Annotated in this window: 14 protein-coding genes; 12 read left to right on the top strand and 2 right to left on the bottom strand. The window is 68.8% G+C overall.

What is annotated here, in order from left to right; genetic code table 11:
• The 9 genes from ABTZ94_RS29825 to ABTZ94_RS29785 all read left to right on the top strand — a co-directional run.
• On the top strand, positions 1 to 804 hold an 804-nt coding region (locus ABTZ94_RS29825; protein ID WP_351205278.1), incomplete at its 5' end, for a 4-phosphopantoate--beta-alanine ligase.
• On the top strand, positions 801 to 2,534 hold the full coding sequence (locus ABTZ94_RS29820) for an L-aspartate oxidase (RefSeq protein ID WP_351205276.1): 1,734 nt from the start codon (positions 801 to 803) through the stop codon (positions 2,532 to 2,534). The genes ABTZ94_RS29825 and ABTZ94_RS29820, both read left to right, overlap by 4 nt.
• A gap of 2 nt (positions 2,535 to 2,536) precedes the next feature.
• On the top strand, positions 2,537 to 3,580 hold the full coding sequence (gene nadC, locus ABTZ94_RS29815; protein ID WP_351205274.1) for a carboxylating nicotinate-nucleotide diphosphorylase: 1,044 nt from the start codon (positions 2,537 to 2,539) through the stop codon (positions 3,578 to 3,580).
• Positions 3,580 to 4,377, top strand: coding sequence for a type III pantothenate kinase (locus ABTZ94_RS29810; RefSeq protein ID WP_351205272.1), 798 nt, complete (start codon positions 3,580 to 3,582; stop codon positions 4,375 to 4,377). The genes nadC and ABTZ94_RS29810 overlap by 1 nt, the downstream gene beginning before the upstream one ends.
• 139 nt (positions 4,378 to 4,516) lie before the next feature.
• Positions 4,517 to 5,095: a hypothetical protein gene (locus ABTZ94_RS29805; RefSeq protein WP_351205280.1), complete on the top strand. Its 579-nt coding sequence runs from the start codon at positions 4,517 to 4,519 to the stop codon at positions 5,093 to 5,095.
• A gap of 61 nt (positions 5,096 to 5,156) precedes the next feature.
• On the top strand, positions 5,157 to 5,336 hold the full coding sequence (locus tag ABTZ94_RS29800; protein ID WP_351205270.1) for a hypothetical protein: 180 nt from the start codon (positions 5,157 to 5,159) through the stop codon (positions 5,334 to 5,336).
• A gap of 110 nt (positions 5,337 to 5,446) precedes the next feature.
• Complete coding sequence (locus ABTZ94_RS29795) at positions 5,447 to 5,959, top strand: BlaI/MecI/CopY family transcriptional regulator (protein ID WP_351205268.1); 513 nt, start codon at positions 5,447 to 5,449, stop codon at positions 5,957 to 5,959.
• A gap of 9 nt (positions 5,960 to 5,968) precedes the next feature.
• Positions 5,969 to 6,526: an amino-acid N-acetyltransferase gene (locus tag ABTZ94_RS29790; protein WP_327274511.1), complete on the top strand. Its 558-nt coding sequence runs from the start codon at positions 5,969 to 5,971 to the stop codon at positions 6,524 to 6,526.
• Positions 6,527 to 6,670: 144 nt separating this feature from the next.
• Positions 6,671 to 7,006: a histone-like nucleoid-structuring protein Lsr2 gene (locus ABTZ94_RS29785; protein ID WP_093894032.1), complete on the top strand. Its 336-nt coding sequence runs from the start codon at positions 6,671 to 6,673 to the stop codon at positions 7,004 to 7,006.
• On the opposite strand, the gene ABTZ94_RS29780 is transcribed toward ABTZ94_RS29785, so the two are convergent.
• Positions 6,985 to 7,593 carry an SCO3374 family protein gene (locus tag ABTZ94_RS29780; protein WP_351205266.1) on the bottom strand — a complete coding sequence of 203 codons (609 nt, stop codon included), beginning with the start codon at positions 7,591 to 7,593 and terminating at the stop codon, positions 6,985 to 6,987. The genes ABTZ94_RS29785 and ABTZ94_RS29780 overlap by 22 nt on opposite strands.
• A 428-nt stretch (positions 7,594 to 8,021) precedes the next feature.
• Here ABTZ94_RS29780 and ABTZ94_RS29775 point away from each other — a divergent pair, with 428 nt between their 5' ends.
• Together ABTZ94_RS29775 and ABTZ94_RS29770 are read left to right on the top strand one after the other, a co-directional pair.
• Positions 8,022 to 10,550: an ATP-dependent Clp protease ATP-binding subunit gene (locus ABTZ94_RS29775; RefSeq protein WP_351205264.1), complete on the top strand. Its 2,529-nt coding sequence runs from the start codon at positions 8,022 to 8,024 to the stop codon at positions 10,548 to 10,550.
• A 920-nt stretch (positions 10,551 to 11,470) separates the two neighbouring features.
• Positions 11,471 to 12,205 (top strand): M23 family metallopeptidase, encoded by a 735-nt coding sequence (locus ABTZ94_RS29770; protein ID WP_351205262.1) that lies wholly within the window; start codon positions 11,471 to 11,473, stop codon positions 12,203 to 12,205.
• Positions 12,206 to 12,225: 20 nt separating this feature from the next.
• On the opposite strand, the gene ABTZ94_RS29765 is transcribed toward ABTZ94_RS29770, so the two are convergent.
• Positions 12,226 to 12,810, bottom strand: coding sequence for a TetR/AcrR family transcriptional regulator (locus ABTZ94_RS29765; RefSeq protein ID WP_351205260.1), 585 nt, complete (start codon positions 12,808 to 12,810; stop codon positions 12,226 to 12,228).
• A 127-nt stretch (positions 12,811 to 12,937) separates the two neighbouring features.
• Between ABTZ94_RS29765 and ABTZ94_RS29760 the strand changes: the two genes are divergently transcribed.
• Positions 12,938 to 14,554 carry an MDR family MFS transporter gene (locus ABTZ94_RS29760; protein ID WP_351205258.1) on the top strand — a complete coding sequence of 539 codons (1,617 nt, stop codon included), beginning with the start codon at positions 12,938 to 12,940 and terminating at the stop codon, positions 14,552 to 14,554.
• Positions 14,555 to 14,683 lie beyond the last annotated feature (129 nt).

Raw genomic sequence — 14,683 nt, 5'->3', positions numbered from 1 at the left:
GCCGACCTGGAGCGCTACCCCCGTACCCTCGAAGCCGATCTCGCCGTGGCCGGCGCCGCCGGGGCGGACGCGGTCTTCGCACCGTCCGTCGGCGAGGTCTACCCCGGCGGCGAACCGCAGGTCCGGATCTCGGCGGGCTCCATGGGCGAGCGGCTCGAAGGGGCCTCGCGTCCCGGGCACTTCGACGGGATGCTCACCGTCGTCGCCAAGTTCCTGCACCTCACCCGCCCCGACGTCGCGTTCTACGGGCAGAAGGACGCCCAGCAGCTGGCGCTGATCCGCCGCATGGTGCGCGATCTGAACTTCCCCGTGGAGATCGTCGGAGTGGAGACGGTCCGCGAACCGGACGGCCTCGCGCTCTCCAGCCGCAACCGCTTCCTGGACGCCGAGGAACGACACACCGCCCTCGCCCTCTCCCGGGCCCTGTTTGCCGCACGGGACAGGCTCGCCGCCCAGCAGGCGCTGCACGCCCGCGCGCAGACCACCGCGGCGACCACCGGCAGGGCCGCCGCGCTCACCGCGCTCGGCGAGGCCCGCGCGGCCGCCGACACCCAGGCGGTGGCGCTGGCCCGTCCCGTGGACGGACCCGCGGCGGTACGCGCCGCGGCGCAGCTGATCCTCGACGACGCGGCCGCCGAACAGCCGCCGCTCGCGCTGGACTACCTCGCGCTCGTGGACCCGGCGGACTTCACCGAGATCCCCGACGACCGCACCACCGGTGACGCGCTCCTCGCCATCGCCGCGAAGGTGGGCAAGACCCGCCTCATCGACAACATCCCGCTGACCTTCGGAGCCACCACGTGACCGGAATACGGCTGACCGCCCCCGCCCCCGGCTGGTCCATCGATGCCGACGTCGTGGTGGTCGGCTCCGGCGTGGCCGGTCTCACCACCGCGCTGCGCTGCGCAGCCGCGGGCCTTGCCACCGTCGTCGTCACCAAGGCCCGCCTCGACGACGGCTCCACCCGCTGGGCGCAGGGCGGCATCGCGGCTGCCCTCGGTGACGGCGACACCCCCGAGCAGCATCTGGCCGACACTCTGGTCGCGGGGGCGGGCCTGTGCGACGAGGCCGCGGTACGGACCCTGGTCACCGAGGGCCCCGACGCCGTACGGCGGCTGATCGAGACCGGCGCCACCTTCGACACCACGGACAGCGGTGACATCGCGCTGACCCGCGAGGGCGGCCACCACCGCCGCCGTATCGCGCACGCGGGCGGTGACGCGACGGGCGCCGAGATCTCCCGCGCCCTGGTCGAAGCGGTCCGCGAAGCCGCCCTGCACACCGTCGAGAACGCCCTGGTCCTGGATCTCCTGACCGACGCCGAAGGCCGTACCGCGGGCGTCACCCTGCACGTCATGGGCGAGGGCCAGCACGACGGTGTCGGCGCGGTCCGCGCCCCCGCGGTGGTCCTCGCCACCGGCGGCATGGGCCAGGTCTTCTCCGCCACCACCAACCCGGCGGTCTCCACCGGCGACGGCGTGGCCCTGGCGCTGCGGGCCGGTGCGGAGGTCTCCGACCTCGAATTCGTCCAGTTCCACCCGACGGTCCTCTTCCTCGGCGCCGGCTCCGAGGGGCAGCAGCCCCTGGTGTCGGAGGCGGTACGGGGCGAGGGCGCCCATCTCGTCGACGCGTCCGGTACGCGCTTCATGGCCGGGCAGCACGAACTGGCGGAACTGGCCCCGCGCGACATCGTCGCCAAGGCCATCACGCGCCAGATGGAGCTGCACGGCACCGAGCACATGTATCTCGACGCCCGTCACTTCGGCGCCGAGATGTGGGAACAGCGCTTCCCCACCATCCTGGCGGCCTGCCGCGCCCACGGCATCGACCCGATCACCGAACCCATCCCGGTCGCCCCCGCCGCGCACTACGCCTCCGGCGGCATCCGCACCGACCTGCGGGGACGTACGACCGTGCCCGGTCTGTACGCCTGTGGTGAGGTCGCCTGCACCGGCGTGCACGGCGCGAACCGGCTGGCGTCGAACTCCCTCCTGGAGGGCCTCGTCTTCGCCGAGCGCATCGCGGCGGACATCGTCGAGGACCGTCCCAGCGCCGGCGCCGCGACCGTCGGCACCTTCCCCGCCCCCTCGCCGCTGCTCGACCCCGAGGCACGCGGCACGATCCAGCGGATCATGACCCGGGGCGCCGGAGTCCTCCGCTCCGCCGAGAGCCTGGCCGCCGCCGCCGAGGAGCTGGAGGCCCTGCACAACACCGCTGCCGAGGCCGCCGAGGCCAAGGTCGCGGTGCCCGGCGTCGAGGCTTGGGAGGCCACCAACCTGCTCCTCGTCTCGCGCGTCCTGGTCGCCGCCGCCCGCCGGCGCGAGGAGACCCGCGGCTGCCACTGGCGCGAGGACCGGCCCGAGCGCGACGACGAGAACTGGCGCCGCCACCTCGTCGTCCGGCTCACCCCGGAGCGTCGACCGGTCCTTCGCCGGACGCGGACCGAGGCATTCGGGCCCGTACGCCCGACGCAGGCACCAGACTGCGCAGCAGCACCATTGATTCACCCCGCCGACGTCACCGAGGAGCCGTAACCGTGAGCACGCCCGAAGAGAATCCGCGCCCCACACCCGTGGACGTACCGCTGATCCAGATCGGCGCGCCCGCACCGTCAGCGGGCGGCTGCGGGGACGGCTGCGGCTGCGGCGGGGACGAGTTCTACGAGCTCAACCCCCTGGAGTGCGGCCTCGACCCCGATCTCGCCCAGCTCCTCGCCGATGCGGGCCTGGACCCGGTCCAGGTCGAGGACATCGCGCACGTCGCCATCGAGGAGGACCTCGACGGCGGTGTCGACGTCACCACAGTCGCGACCGTTTCCGAGGACGCGGTGGCCACCGGAGACTTCACCGCCCGTGAGGCGGGCGTCGTGGCCGGTCTGCGCGTCGCCGAGGCCGTCCTGTCCATCGTCTGCACGGACGAGTTCGCCGTCGAGCGCCATGTCGAGGACGGCGACCGCGTCGCCCCCGGCCAGAAGCTGCTGACCGTCACCACCCGCACCCGCGACCTGCTCACCGGCGAGCGCAGCGCACTCAACCTGCTGTGCAGGCTCTCCGGCATCGCGACCGCCACCCGCGCCTGGGCCGATGTGCTCGAAGGCACGAAGGCCAAGGTCCGCGACACCCGCAAGACCACTCCGGGCCTGCGCGCCATGGAGAAGTACGCGGTGCGCTGCGGCGGCGGCGTCAACCACCGCATGTCGCTGTCGGACGCGGCGCTGGTCAAGGACAACCACGTCGTCGCTGCGGGCGGCGTGGCCGAGGCCTTCAAGCGGGTACGGGACGAGTTCCCGGACGTACCGATCGAGGTGGAGGTCGACACGCTGCAGCAGGTCCGCGAGGTCATCGACGCGGGAGCCGATCTGATCCTGCTGGACAACTTCACGCCGCTGCAGACGGCCGAGGCAGTCGCCCTGGTCGGCGGTCGGGCGGTCCTGGAGTCCTCCGGCCGGCTCTCCCTCGACACCGCACGCGCCTACGCGGAAGCGGGCGTCGACTACCTGGCGGTCGGTGCGCTCACCCACTCCTCGCCGATCCTCGACATCGGCCTGGACTTCCGCGACACCTACGGGGCCGGCGTCTGATGCTGCTCACCATCGACGTCGGCAACACCCACACCGTCCTCGGCCTGTTCGACGGTGAGGAGATCGTCGAGCACTGGCGGATCTCCACCGATGCCCGCCGCACCGCGGACGAGCTCGCGGTGCTGCTCCAGGGCTTGATGGGCATGCACCCGCTGCTCGGCGAGGAGCTGGGCGACGGCATCGAGGGCATCGCGATCTGCTCCACGGTCCCGGCCGTCCTGCACGAGCTGCGGGAGGTGACCCGCCGCTACTACGGCGACGTCCCCGCGGTCCTTGTCGAGCCGGGCGTCAAGACCGGGGTGCCGATCCTGATGGACAACCCGAAGGAGGTCGGCGCGGACCGCATCATCAACGCGGTGGCCGCCGTCGACCTGTACGGCGGTCCGGCGATCGTCGTCGACTTCGGCACGGCCACCACTTTCGACGCGGTCTCCGCCCGCGGCGAGTACACCGGCGGTGTCATCGCCCCCGGCATAGAGATCTCGGTCGAGGCACTGGGCGTCAAGGGCGCCCAGCTCCGCAAGATCGAGCTGGCCCGGCCGCGCAGCGTGATCGGCAAGAACACCGTCGAGGCGATGCAGTCGGGCATCATCTACGGCTTCGCGGGCCAGGTCGACGGCGTCGTCGCACGGATGAAGAAGGAGCTGGCGGCCGACCCCGACGACGTCACCGTCATCGCGACGGGCGGCCTTGCGCCGATGGTGTTGGGCGAGTCCTCCGTCATCGACGAGCACGAGCCCTGGCTCACCCTTGTCGGCCTGCGTCTGGTGTACGAGCGGAACGTGTCCCGGACGTAGCGAATACGGGGCGGAGCCAGCGGTAACGGTTCGGCGGAACGGGGGCCGCCGCCGCGCCGCTGACTGCCAGTTAAGCCGATTTTGTCCATTTAGCACGTATTGTCGCGTCATGCCCACGCCTTACGGATCACGCGGCGGTATGGCGTTCAGCGCGGACGAGCTGCGTGTGCTCCGACGCGCCCTCGCCATCGCCCTTCACCCTACGCACCTGCCCGACGAGGACGTCCAGGACTGCCTGCGGCTGGCGGGCGCCGTGGACGAGGCGGTCGGCGAGGCGGGACGGCTGCGCGCGTTCCTCCTCGCCGACCTCGTCCGCTACCGCAACGCCCTCCCCGGCTCCGTCAGCGGTTATCTGGAGCTGCTCCAGGACGCCCTGGCGTGCGGATACGACCCCCGTCCCGATGACCTCGCAGCGCTGCGCGCCCTGCGCCACAGGCCGATGGCCGCGGCGCTCCTGGAGCGCTGCCAGGAGCTCGTGGAGCGGTCGGTGCGGGCCCGCCTCGCCGGACGTGCCGCGCCGTCGGCGGCCCGCGTACCCCGCAGCCGGCTCCTCGCCCTGCCCGGCGGCCGGGCCGCCGAGCCCGAACCCGAACGGCCGAAGACACCGGCGGCCCCGCCCCGGCCGGCCCGGCCGTCCGACCGTCCGGCGCCGAAGCCCTCGGAGGTCTTCCCGCCCCGCCGCCCGGTCCCGCCACCCCAGCAGCGGGCCGCGGGATAGCCTCGCCGCCAGACGGAGGGGGCGCGCGGAAGTCGGTACCCGTCTCGCTACTCTGGACGCCATGGACTACGTATCCGCGCTCGTGCCCCCCGTGGTGATGGCCGCCTTCTTCATCGGCCTCGTCGTGACGATCATCAAGAGCCAGGGCGGTCCCAATAAGGCCAAGGAGGACGCGGCCGTGGACATGGCGATCGGCCGCGCCGAATCGGCCCAGCAGGCATCGCGTACCGACGGCGTCTGACTTCCCCGGACCTCGCAGCACGTGAAGGGCGCACGACTTGTCAAGAGCCGTGCGCCCTTTTGCTGCTTAAATAGCCGAGCATTCCCGGCATCTGGCACTAAAGTGACATTGTGCCCCGCCAATTGGGAGATCTGGAAGACGCCGTGATGACGCGGGTCTGGCAATGGAACCGTCCCGTCACGGTGCGGGAAGTCCTTGAGGACCTTCAGCGGGAACGCTCCATCGCCTACACAACCGTCATGACGGTAATGGACAATCTCCATCAGAAGGGCTGGGTGCGCAGGGAAGTCGACGGCCGCGCATATCGATATACGGCGGTCTCCACCCGCGCCGCCTACTCGGCCGCACTGATGAACGAAGCCTGGTCGCACAGCGACAACCCCGCCGCCGCTCTTGTCGCCTTCTTCGGCATGATGTCCGCCGAGCAGCGTGAGGCCCTCCAGGACGCCATGCGGATCGTTCTGCCCGACCTGCACGAGGCCCCCGAGCCGCCGTCCGGCGAAGCAGCGGATGAAGCGACCCGTGAGGCGGTCGATGAACCGGGCGATGAGCCGACTGATGAACCAGCCGGAGAAGCGACCGAAGATCCGGCCGACGACGCGGAGCCGGAGACCGGACGATAGCGTCTGGGTATGTCCTCAGAGCTTCCGCATACCGATTTCCGTACCGAACCGTCGGTTATAAACGTGGCGATCACTGTCCGCCGTGCCAGGACCAGCGATGTGGCATCGGTCCGCCGTCTCCTCGACGGGTACGTACGTGAAGGCATCCTGCTCGACAAAGCAACGGTGACGCTTTACGAGGACATCCAGGAGTTCTGGATCGCAGAACGCGACGAGGACGCCCGGGTCATCGGCTGCGGTGCACTGCATGTGATGTGGGAAGACCTCGCCGAAGTGCGTACTCTCGCGGTCGATCACAGCATCAGGGGTGCCGGAGTCGGGCATCAAGTACTGGACAAGTTGTTGCAGACCGCCCGTTGGCTGGGTGTGCGGCGGGTTTTCTGTCTCACCTTCGAAGTCGACTTCTTCGCGAAGCACGGCTTCGTGGAGATCGGAGAGACACCGGTCGACGGAGATGTCTACAGCGAGCTGCTGCGTTCCTATGACGAGGGTGTAGCAGAGTTCCTGGGTCTCGAACGAGTGAAGCCGAACACCTTGGGCAACAGCCGGATGCTTCTGCACCTGTGACCGCCACAAGAAGCCGTAGCTCTATGTCCGAATCGCGCATGTTTCCCGTCTTCTCGGGATGCTGAACCTCTCCCGAGGGTTTGTGTTTTCCGGGGAAAAGCGGTTTCCTTTCCGCGTACTGCATTTTCGATGAAAGGAAATCCGGTGGCACAGAAGGTTCAGGTCCTTCTTGTCGATGACCTCGACGGTGGCGAGGCGGACGAGACAGTCACGTTCGCTCTGGATGGCAAGACGTACGAGATTGACCTCACCACGAGCAACGCGGACAAGCTCCGTGGCCTTCTTGAGCCCTACACCAAGGGTGGCCGGCGTACGGGTGGCCGCGCGGCGGCCGGCCGTGGCAAGGGCCGCGCTGTTACGGGTGGCAACAAGGACACCGCGGAGATCCGTAAGTGGGCGCGCGAGAACGGCCACAATGTGAATGACCGCGGCCGTGTTCCCGCGGAGATCCGTGAGGCTTACGAGAAGGCCAACGGCTGAGCTGTCGACTCATCGGTCGACCGCCCCGTTCGGGCGCGCATCAACCGGGCCCGGTGGCATTCCGTCGCCACCGCGTCCACGAGCCGTACGAGATCGGGAGCACCCCCACCCCTGCTCCCGAGGCCGCAGAAGGCCGGGAGCTCCGGCTCTCCCTCGTGCCGCAGCCCGGGGGGCCGCAGCCATACGGCGGCCCCCGACCGGCCCGCCACCCGACCGGGCGGTGTCGGCGCAGTGATCCGACCGCCCGTACCGATGGCGGTCAGCGAGAGGGCGATGCCGCCCCACTCCAGCCAGTCGAGCAGCCCGGACAACTCGTCGGCGCTTCCCGCTGCCACCAGCAGGTTCATCCGCGCACCGGCCAGCGCCACCGGTCCGGTGCGGCCCACCCGCCGCAGCGCCGCATGGCCGGCGGCCGCAGGCACCTCCAGGACGTCGAACCGCAGCCCGGTCAGCAGCCGCACCGGTGTGGTGCCCTCCGTGGCCCAGCCGAGCTCGCGCTCGTACCACTGCGCCCACCGTGCGTACTCGGCGTGGCCCTCCCTCTCGTCGGCGAGCGACGGCAGGGCAGGCGGGACGGTGATGGTCATGTCGGAAGAACGGTCGAACCGCCTCAGGGGTTACGTAGAGTTCGCGCGTGAGCGCACAACGTGCCCGAGGTGGGGGTGTGGAGACGTGTTCGGCAGCGCGAAGATGTTCGCCCGTAGCGGAGGGAACCGACGTGCGCCGCATGGACTGTCTGTAATTGCGGGTAGGACATCCCTAGTGGGGAGGGGCGACACGCAGGCTCGGGCATCTCACGTTCGCCATCGGCGTAGTGGCGAAAGGGGTATCTGCCTGGCCTGCGGGAACATCGTCTCGCACCATCGGGTTGGAGCAGATGTCGGCGTTCGGGGCAGGAGGCCAAGAACGGTGTCGGCAGTTGGAATGAGCGGTCCCCGCTTGCGGGACTAAGCTGCGGAAGGACAGGGAGGGGACCGACCCCTTACTGCCTGACCGCTCTGAGGAGCGATTAACGATGTTCGAGAGGTTCACCGACCGCGCGCGGCGGGTTGTCGTCCTGGCTCAGGAAGAAGCCCGGATGCTCAACCACAACTACATCGGCACCGAGCACATCCTCCTGGGCCTTATCCATGAGGGTGAGGGTGTCGCCGCTAAGGCCCTGGAGAGCCTCGGGATTTCGCTCGAGGCGGTCCGCCAGCAGGTGGAGGAGATCATCGGCCAGGGCCAGCAGGCTCCGTCCGGGCACATCCCCTTCACCCCCCGGGCCAAGAAGGTCCTGGAGCTGTCGCTCCGCGAGGCCCTCCAGCTCGGCCACAACTACATCGGCACCGAGCACATCCTGCTCGGCCTGATCCGCGAGGGCGAGGGCGTCGCAGCCCAGGTCCTCGTGAAGCTGGGCGCCGACCTGAACCGGGTGCGGCAGCAGGTCATCCAGCTGCTCTCCGGCTACTCGGGCGGCAAGGAGGCGGCAACCGCGGGCGGCCCCGCGGAAGGCACGCCCTCCACGTCCCTGGTGCTCGACCAGTTCGGCCGGAATCTCACCCAGGCCGCTCGCGAATCCAAGCTCGACCCGGTCATCGGGCGCGAGAAGGAGATCGAGCGGGTCATGCAGGTGCTTTCCCGCCGTACCAAGAACAACCCGGTTCTCATCGGCGAGCCCGGCGTTGGCAAGACGGCGGTCGTCGAAGGACTGGCGCAGGCCATCGTCAAGGGCGAGGTGCCCGAGACCCTCAAGGACAAGCACCTCTACACCCTCGACCTCGGTGCGCTGGTCGCCGGCTCCCGCTACCGCGGTGACTTCGAGGAGCGCCTGAAGAAGGTCCTCAAGGAGATCCGCACCCGCGGCGACATCATCCTGTTCATCGACGAGCTCCACACCCTCGTGGGTGCGGGCGCCGCCGAGGGCGCGATCGACGCCGCCAGCATCCTCAAGCCCATGCTGGCCCGCGGCGAGCTGCAGACCATCGGTGCCACGACGCTCGACGAGTACCGCAAGCACCTGGAGAAGGACGCTGCTCTCGAGCGCCGCTTCCAGCCCATCCAGGTCGCGGAGCCGTCGCTGCCGCACACCATCGAGATCCTCAAGGGTCTGCGCGACCGCTACGAGGCCCACCACCGCGTCTCCATCACGGACGAGGCGCTGGTCCAGGCCGCGACGCTGGCGGACCGGTACATCTCGGACCGCTTCCTGCCGGACAAGGCGATCGACCTGATCGACGAGGCCGGTTCCCGGATGCGCATCCGCCGGATGACCGCGCCGCCGGACCTCCGCGAGTTCGACGAGAAGATCGCGGGCGTACGCCGCGACAAGGAGTCCGCGATCGACTCGCAGGACTTCGAGAAGGCCGCCTCCCTGCGCGACAAGGAGAAGCAGCTTCTCGCAGCGAAGACCAAGCGCGAGAAGGAGTGGAAGGCCGGCGACATGGACGTCGTGGCCGAGGTCGACGGCGAGCTGATCGCCGAAGTCCTGGCCACCGCGACCGGCATTCCGGTCTTCAAGCTGACGGAGGAGGAGTCCTCCCGTCTGCTGCGCATGGAGGACGAGCTCCACAAGCGCGTCATCGGCCAGCAGGACGCCATCAAGGCCCTCTCGCAGGCGATCCGCCGTACGCGAGCCGGCCTGAAGGACCCGAAGCGCCCCGGTGGCTCGTTCATCTTCGCCGGCCCGTCCGGTGTCGGTAAGACGGAGCTCTCCAAGACGCTCGCCGAATTCCTCTTCGGCGACGAGGACGCGCTGATCGCCCTCGACATGTCGGAGTTCAGCGAGAAGCACACGGTTTCCCGCCTCTTCGGTTCTCCCCCCGGCTACGTGGGTTACGAGGAGGGCGGCCAGCTCACCGAGAAGGTGCGCCGCAAGCCGTTCTCCGTCGTCCTCTTCGACGAGGTCGAGAAGGCCCACCCCGATATCTTCAATTCCCTGCTCCAGATTCTGGAAGACGGTCGCCTGACCGACTCCCAGGGCCGGGTCGTGGACTTCAAGAACACGGTCATCATCATGACGACCAACCTCGGGACCCGGGACATCTCCAAGGGCTTCAACCTGGGCTTCGCCGCCCAGGGTGACGTCAAGACGAACTACGAGCGGATGAAGGCCAAGGTCAACGAAGAGCTCAAGCAGCACTTCCGCCCCGAGTTCCTCAACCGTGTCGACGACACGGTCGTCTTCCACCAGCTCACCGAGGAAGACATCATCCAGATCGTCGACCTCATGCTGGCCAAGGTGGACGAGCGCCTGAAGGACCGCGACATGGGCATCGAGCTGAGCTCGGAAGCCAAGTCGCTCCTGGCGAAGAAGGGCTACGACCCCGTGATGGGCGCCCGGCCGCTGCGCCGGACGATCCAGCGCGAGATCGAGGACATCCTCTCCGAGAAGATCCTCTTCGGTGAGCTGCGCTCCGGTCACATCGTGGTCGTCGGCACCGAGGGCGAGGGTGAGGAGAAGAAGTTCACCTTCCGCGGCGAGGAGAAGTCGGCTCTGCCCGACGTCCCCCCGATCGAGCAGGCGGCGGGTGGCGCAGGCCCGAACATGTCGAAGGACGTGTAAGGACGCCTCCGAGCGCCTGAGCATCCGAAGGGGCTGCCCCGGAACCGTGAGAACGGTCCGGGGCAGCCCCTTTTGCCGTGGTGCGGTGCCGCGGTGCCCGCCGTGCCCGCCGTGCCGCGGTGCTGCAGTCGGCAGCGCACATCGAGGCCTTCGCCGCCGATGAGCCGATGGCCGCCGGTGATGGCGCTCCGGAGTCCGGGCAGGGCTTCGAGCGGGACAGATCGATGCTCCCTCGTCTCGATGCTCCCCTCGTCCGTGGACGGGGGGAACCGGAACGACCCCGACAAGGGAAAGACCCCGGGGAGCCACTCGAACCCGCCGACCGGTTCCGGGTCGCAGCGGAGCACCGGTTCTTTGACGGAGGGGACGGTCGCCTCCCCCTCGAACTCCGCCAGCGGCGCCACCCGCATGGTGAGGCCGGTGACCCGGGCGGTCCGAATCACGCCCTCGCAGGGTCCGCGCCGAGGCGGAGGATTCCAGCCGGGGGCTTTTCAGGAGTGTCGAGCCGTTGAGCGGGCCGAAAGTCCCGAATCGGACGGCCTTTGGCCCCGCCGATGGTGACAAGGCGCACAGCCCGTTCGGGGCCTACTAGGGGCGATAGGGGGAAATGCCGTGATCGCAGCAGGGGCTTCTGCCCCTGCGCAAGGAGAGGCTTTCGGAGGCAGAGGGAGGGAAGCCTGGATCGCTATGTTTAGTCAGGTTCGAGCAGTTTTGAGCTGGGGTTAAACCGGTCCGAAAAAAGAGTTTCGACGAGTTCGAAAGCGGCATGCGCCAAACCACTTCCGGCGAACTCCCGAGGCTTCGGCTACGGCTTTTGTTCGTAGATGGGGTGTTTGGGCATTAGTGGGGGTGCGGGTTACCAAGGAATGGCCAGCCCGGCGGAAGCGCCAGGTCCAGTCATCTCCGGAGGTTCTCCGCTTATGTCGAAGCGCGTTTCGTTCCAGCACTCTCGTCGCCCGTCCCTGTCCCGTGTCCGTGGCGCCGTGGTGGCAGCCGGCCTGGGGACGTCGATGGTTCTCGGCGTGGGCGCTGCGTTCGCGGCCGGCGCGGCGGGTGCCCCCGGCACCGCGAGCCTGGTCGATATGGGCGCGGCCGACTCGGTCGCCAAGCAGGCGGCCGTGCAGGGCAAGGCGGCCGAGGCGGCCGAGGCGGCCGAGGCAGCCAAGGCAGCCAAGGCAGCCAAGGCAGCCAAGGCCGAACGCGCGGCGGCCGAGAAGGTGGCCGTGAAAAAGGCCGCCGCCTGGGAGACCCCGGTACGCCAGTACGTGCTGAGCGCCAGCTTCGGCAACGACGGCGCCCGCTGGGCCCACAAGCACTCCGGCCAGGACTTCGCCGTGCCGATCGGCACCAAGGTCCAGGCCGCGCACAGCGGCACCGTGGTGAAGGTCGGTCCGAACGGCGGCGGCGACGGCCCCGCGTACGGCAACGCCATCGTGATCAGCCACGGCAACGGCACGTACTCGCAGTACGCCCACCTGTCGCGGATCGATGTGCACGTCGGCCAGACCGTGAAGACGGGCGAGAAGATCGCACTCTCCGGCAACACCGGAAACTCCAGCGGCCCGCACCTGCACTTCGAGATCCGGACCACGCCGAACTACGGTTCCGCGATCAACCCGGTCTCGTTCCTGCACAAGGAAGGCGTCATGGTCTGACCCGACCGGGGTGTACCCCGCTACTCGGCGGACCCCGGGCTGTGCGCCCGGGTGACCAGATCGAAGGCGACTTCGAGGATGGCCTTGCGCTTCTCCTCGGGGTCGCCTTCGAGGTCCTTGAGGGCGAACATGCCCGCGTGCGTCGCGAAGAGCGCGGTGAAGCAGCGCACCTGGTCGGTCAGTGATGCGCCGGGTTCCTGGATCAGGTCGACCAGGGCGACGACGCGTTGCTTGATGGTCACCCCGATGCTGAGGTCCCGTACGGCCGCCTGGTTCTCCTGCATGAAGCGGAACAGCGGGGCGGCGGCGATCAGGGCCTCGCTGTAGCGGCTGAGGATCTCCTTCTTCGTCTCCAGGGTGCGCGGCTGCTCCTTGCCCCAGGCGAGCAGCTCCTCGACCGGACGGTTCAGGTCCTCGAAGATGCTGACCAGGATGTCTTCCTTGGTCTTGAAGTGGTAGTACAGCGCGGCCTTGGTGACATCCAGCCGCTCGGAGATCTCGCGGAGCGAGGTCTTCTCGTAGCCCTGTTCGGCGAAGAGCTCCAGGGCTACATCCTGAATGCGCTGGCGCGTGTTGCCACGGCGCTGCTGCGGTGTGCGGCCCATGAAGCTCTCCCTCAAAAAACTTACTTGACGCCCGGCTAGTTACGGGTCTACTTTCCCCAGTGTAGTCAACTAGCCGGGCGGCAAGTAAGTGTCCGGCCCACACAGGGGATCAGGGGAGTGGGGACCAATGTCCGATCTGAAGAAGGCGGCCGGCGGAAAGGCGGCTGGTGCCGACGTGCCTGGCGGGAAACCCGGGAAGCGGCAGCGCAGTGTCCGGGTGGTGATGCTCGCCCTCATGATCACGATGCTGCTCGCCATGCTGGACAACCTGATCGTCGGCACGGCCATGCCGACCATCGTCGGTGACCTGGGCGGCCTGGAGCATCTGTCCTGGGTCGTCACCGCGTACACCCTGGCCACCGCCGCCTCCACCCCCATCTGGGGCAAGCTCGGCGACATGTACGGGCGCAAGGGCATCTTCCTCACGTCCATCGTGATCTTCCTGATCGGCTCGGTGCTGAGCGGAATGGCCCAGGACATGGGCCAGCTGATCGGTTTCCGGGCGGTCCAGGGGCTCGGCGCGGGCGGTCTGATGGTTGGCGTCATGGCGATCATCGGAGACCTCGTACCGCCCCGCGAACGCGGCAAGTACCAGGGCATGATGGCCGGTGTCATGGCCATCGCCATGATCGGCGGACCGCTGGTCGGCGGCACCATCACCGACCACCTCGGCTGGCGCTGGAGCTTCTACATCAACCTGCCGCTCGGCGCGGTCGCCCTCGCCATGGTCACCGCCGTACTGCATCTGCCGAAGCGTGAGCGCACCACGGCGAAGGTCGACTACCTCGGCGCCGGGCTGCTGACTCTCGGCATCACCGCGATCGTGCTGGTCACCACCTGGGGCGGTTCGGAGTACGACTGGAACTCCGCTGTGATCGTGGAGCTCATCGTGATCGGTGTCGCCTCGCTCGTCGGCTTCCTCGCCGTCGAGACCAAGGCCGCGGAACCGATCATTCCGCTGCACATATTCCGCAGTCGCAACTTCACCCTGATGTCCGTCGTCGGCTTCATGGTGGGCTTCGTGATGTTCGGTGCGGTGCTCTTCCTGCCGCTGTACCAGCAGTCCGTCCAGGGCGCCTCCGCGACCAACTCGGGTCTGCTGCTCCTGCCGATGCTGCTGGCGATGATGGTGGTCTCACTGTTCGCGGGACGGGTCACCACCAGCACCGGCAAGTACAAGATCTTCCCCATCGTGGGCTCCGCCCTGATGGTGGCCGGTCTGTTCCTGCTCTCCCAGATGGACACCGCCACCACACGGTTGACCTCGGGCATCTACATGGCGGTGCTCGGCGCGGGCATGGGCTTCCTGATGCAGATCACGATGCTCGTCGCGCAGAACAGCGTGGAGATGAAGGACATGGGCGTCGCCTCCTCCGCGACCACCCTCTTCCGTACGCTCGGCAGCTCCTTCGGCGTCGCGATCATGGGCGCGCTGTTCACCGGACGGGTGCAGGACGAGATGGCGGCCCGCGGCGGCGGGGCAGCCACCGCGAAGTCCGCGCAGCTGGACGCGGCGAGCCTGGCGAAGCTGCCGGACGCGGTGCGTGAGGCGTACCAGTACGCGGTGTCGTCCGGCACGCACATCGCGTTCCTGGTGGGCGCCTCGGTCGGCGTCATCGCCCTGCTCGCCTCGGTGTTCGTCAAGGAGGTCCCGCTGCGGGGAGCGGGCCCGGAGACCACGTCGTCGGACGACACGCAGGCACGGGGCGCGGCCGCCACTCCCAAGCAGGCCGAGGTCGTCTGACTCCTTTCGCGGCGTACGAGCGGCGTACGAGCGGCTCACCGCACGACGTACGCGTAGGAGTCCGCGTACGGAGAGGCTCCCGGGGCGCGCGCCCCGGGGGCCGCGCCCGGATCCGGTTCAGCCGCCGGG

Origin of the sequence: Streptomyces sp. NPDC002785, from assembly GCF_040295565.1 — a bacterium.
In the GTDB taxonomy this organism is placed as follows: Bacteria; Actinomycetota; Actinomycetes; order Streptomycetales; family Streptomycetaceae; genus Streptomyces.
The sequence above is the reverse complement of the archived record's forward strand: the minus strand, read 5'-3'. Positions and strand labels throughout refer to the sequence as shown.

Coding starts and splice junctions, on each gene's coding strand:
- ABTZ94_RS29810 (WP_351205272.1), top strand. CDS start 3,580: ATGCTGCTCACCATCGACGTCGGCAACACCCACACCGTCCTCGGCCTG.
- ABTZ94_RS29805 (WP_351205280.1), top strand. CDS start 4,517: ATGGCGTTCAGCGCGGACGAGCTGCGTGTGCTCCGACGCGCCCTCGCC.
- ABTZ94_RS29800 (WP_351205270.1), top strand. CDS start 5,157: ATGGACTACGTATCCGCGCTCGTGCCCCCCGTGGTGATGGCCGCCTTC.
- ABTZ94_RS29790 (WP_327274511.1), top strand. CDS start 5,969: ATGTCCTCAGAGCTTCCGCATACCGATTTCCGTACCGAACCGTCGGTT.
- ABTZ94_RS29780 (WP_351205266.1), bottom strand. CDS start 7,593: ATGACCATCACCGTCCCGCCTGCCCTGCCGTCGCTCGCCGACGAGAGG.
- ABTZ94_RS29775 (WP_351205264.1), top strand. CDS start 8,022: ATGTTCGAGAGGTTCACCGACCGCGCGCGGCGGGTTGTCGTCCTGGCT.
- ABTZ94_RS29770 (WP_351205262.1), top strand. CDS start 11,471: ATGTCGAAGCGCGTTTCGTTCCAGCACTCTCGTCGCCCGTCCCTGTCC.
- ABTZ94_RS29765 (WP_351205260.1), bottom strand. CDS start 12,810: ATGGGCCGCACACCGCAGCAGCGCCGTGGCAACACGCGCCAGCGCATT.
- ABTZ94_RS29760 (WP_351205258.1), top strand. CDS start 12,938: ATGTCCGATCTGAAGAAGGCGGCCGGCGGAAAGGCGGCTGGTGCCGAC.